The organism is Actinoplanes sp. NPDC051633 (genome assembly GCF_040681735.1).
Classification (GTDB): domain Bacteria; phylum Actinomycetota; class Actinomycetes; order Mycobacteriales; family Micromonosporaceae; genus Actinoplanes.
The window spans coordinates 1-3,007 of record NZ_JBFAZH010000963.1; the positions used below are offsets into that span (position 1 = coordinate 1).

Genomic DNA, 3,007 nt, shown 5'->3' on the forward strand with positions numbered 1-3,007 from the left:
GGTTCGGCTACAGGCCCGCGTCGCGAGCGCGCATGGCGGCGGCCGTACGGTCGCTGACCTGCAGTTTGGTGATGACGTTGGAGACGTGGTTGCGCACTGTCTTGTCGCTGACACCCAGCCGCCGGCCGATCGCCGCGTTGTCCGCCCCGCCCGCCAGCAACCGCAGCACCTCGTGCTCGCGCTCGGTCAACTGCGGGAACGGCGCCACCGTCACGCTGCGGGAGAAGTGTCGTAGCATCTGCTCGGCCACGCCCGAGCCGAACACCGCCTCGCCGCGAGCCACCGCGCGCACCGCGGCCACGATGTCGTCCGGGTGCGAGCCCTTGAGCGTGTAGCCGGAGGCACCGGCGCGCAGCGCGGCGAACACGCTCTCGTCGTCGTCGGCCATGGTCAGCATCAGCACCCGGGTCGGCAGGCCGGCGGACCGCATCCGCGCCGCCGCCCACAGCCCATCGCCGTCCGGCATGGCGATGTCCAGCACGGCGACGTCCGGCGTGTGCCGCAGGGCCGCCTCGACCGCGCCGCGGCCCGAGCCGGCCACCTCGGCGACCGTGCAGTCCTCCTCGGCCTCGAAGACCGCCCGCAACCCCTTGGCGAACACCGGATGGTCGTCCGCCAGGATCAACCGGATCATCCCGGACCCCGACTCATCGCAGCGCCCCCACCTCGAGCGGCAGCCGCGCGCGGACCACCGTGCCGCCCACAGTCTCCACCGTGCAGTCGCCGCCGAGCTCCGCGGCGCGCTCCCGCATCGAGCGCAATCCCACCCCGGGGGTACGCGACGCGGCCAGCCCGTCGCCGTCGTCGCGGATCTCGACCCGGACCTCGCGCTCGCCGGCCTCGATGGTGACCGTGCAGGTGGTGCCGCCGCTGTGCCGGACCGCGTTGGTCATCGCCTCGACCGCGATCCGGTACGCCGCCGTCTCCACCGCCGCGGGCAGCACCGGCCGGTCGTCCGGCCCGGCCACGTCGATCACCAGGTCGGCGGTGAGCGCCGCGGCCCGGGCTCGTACCGCGGCCACCAGGCCCAGCTCGTCCAGCGCGGGCGGCCGCAGCGCGTCGACCACCCGGCGGACGTCGGCCAGGCTGGTCCGCACCTCGTCGGTGATCTCGCCGAGCAGATTCCGGGCATCGCCGTCGGGGACCTGGCGCGCGGCGAGCCCGGCCTTCAGCGCGATCGCGGCCAGGGCCGGGCCGAGGCCGTCGTGCAGTTCCCGGCGCAGGCGGCGGCGCTCGTCCTCGCGCAGCGTCACCACCTCGGCCCGGGACCGGACCAGATCGTGGTGCAGCCGCACCGCCTGCAGCGCCGGGCCGATCTGCTGCGCCAGTGACCGGATGAGGGCCAGGTCGGCGGGTTCCAGCGGGTCGTCCGGCCCGCGCCCGGACACCCGCAACCGGCCCACCTTCTCGCCGTAGTGGAACAGCGGTTCGATGTGGACGGTGCCGGCCGGAACGCCGTACTCGGCCGCCGGCAGCTTCCCGTCGCCCACGTCGATCGCCACGTACGGCACGCGCAGCGACCGGGCGACGGTCTCCACCACGATCGGTGAGACGTCGTCGGGCAGCATCACCGTCTCCAGCCGCCCGCCGAGGCCGGCCAGGACTCCGGCGGGGTCGTCGCGGTCGCCGTACATCACGCGGTTGACCACACCCTGGGCCGCACGGAGCAATGGTGCGAGAACCAGCGCGGCCACCGCGGCGGCCAGCGCGGCCGCGACCGCGTCGGAGAGCCGCAGTACCGACGCGAGCAGCGCGACCGTGGCGGTGTAGACGCCGGCGAGCACCGTCACGACCGCCGCGTAGACCAGCGATCGGTTCGCCAGCCGCTCGATGTCGAAGAGGTGGTGCCGGCGCAGCGCGACGGCGAGTCCGCCGACGAACGGCATGGCGGCCAGGCCGAGCGCGCCGTCGGGCAGCAACGGATGACCGGTGAGCAGCGTGGGGAGCTGCCATCCGGCGAAGCCGAGCACGAGGGAGAGCACGCCGCCGCCGGCCACCCAGCGCAGGCGGGTCCGCGAGGCGGGGTCCCGATCGGCGCGGTACGCGATGATGCCGGCGACGATGGCGGCCAGCATGGTCACCGCCACGACCGCGTTCTGCGCGACGACGAGCGTGGTGTACCGGGTGACGGCGTTCTGCCCGGCGACGACCGTACCGGCCGTGACGGTCACCATCACGGCGAACGGCGTCACATACCCGGCCCGGATCACGGCCGGACGCGCCCACGGATGGTCCGGTGTGAACCGCAGCGCCAGCACGAACACCGCACCCCAGGCGATCGAGTACACGCCGACGGTGCTCAGGAAGTACAGCACCGGCCCGGGACCGCCGGCCGCCAGTGCGAGCGGGGGCAGCCCGGCGACCACGACCACGGTGCTGCCGAGCAACCCCGCGGCGGCGACCAGCAGCGGCGCGACGACCGGCTCGTTCGGCCGGCGCAGGTAGAGCGCGACCGCGAGCAGCGCCAGCGACACCACGAACACCAGGTCGCCCCACCCGTCCCGCAACGGGCCGCCGAGGTCCGCCCGGGTGACCGTGACGTCCCGGGTCCCGCCGCCGCGCAACTGGTACGCGACGGTGTCGCCCGGCCGGACGACCAGCCCGCCGGTGAACCGGTTGCCGCCGATCGCGGTCACCTCGTCGCCGTCGCGCAACGCCGACTCGCCGGTCACGTCCACCCGCAAGGCGTCCGCCCGCCAGGCCGAGCCGCCGAACCGGATGACGCTGCCGTCCGACGGGCCGTCCAGGCGGGCGGCGGCGCCCACGACGCCCAGCACGACGAGGAGCACGGCCAGCACCGCCGGCCAGCGCCTCGCCCGGTCACCCATGCCGCCATCATCGGCCCTGCCCGAAGGGCTCCGCGACACCCGTACGGCTGTTTCCGGGCCGCCCGGGCCGGGCGGCGAGGGGTCAGATCCAGCCGGAATCCCGGCCGAGCCGGATGGCTTCGACCCGGTTCCGCGCACCCAGCTTCGTCACGGCCGCGGCCAGATAGTTGCGGACCGTC

Annotated in this window: 2 protein-coding genes and 1 pseudogene; all 3 read right to left on the reverse strand. The window is 74.9% G+C overall.

Going from position 1 to position 3,007, the window contains the following annotated elements:
- Window positions 1-7: 7 nt before the first annotated feature.
- Complete coding sequence (locus AB0M20_RS35225; RefSeq protein ID WP_364304813.1) at window positions 8-634, reverse strand: response regulator transcription factor; 627 nt, start codon at window positions 632-634, stop codon at window positions 8-10.
- A gap of 13 nt (window positions 635-647) precedes the next feature.
- Window positions 648-2,828, reverse strand: coding sequence for a sensor histidine kinase (locus AB0M20_RS35230; RefSeq protein ID WP_364304815.1), 2,181 nt, complete (start codon window positions 2,826-2,828; stop codon window positions 648-650).
- A gap of 82 nt (window positions 2,829-2,910) precedes the next feature.
- A pseudogene (locus AB0M20_RS35235) lies at window positions 2,911-3,007 on the reverse strand (DNA-binding response regulator); the annotation flags it as partial.

Bases quoted from the DNA above. Each gene is read 5' to 3' on its own strand.
- AB0M20_RS35225 (WP_364304813.1), bottom strand. From the start codon at position 634: ATGATCCGGTTGATCCTGGCGGACGACCATCCGGTGTTCGCCAAGGGG.
- AB0M20_RS35230 (WP_364304815.1), bottom strand. From the start codon at position 2,828: ATGGGTGACCGGGCGAGGCGCTGGCCGGCGGTGCTGGCCGTGCTCCTC.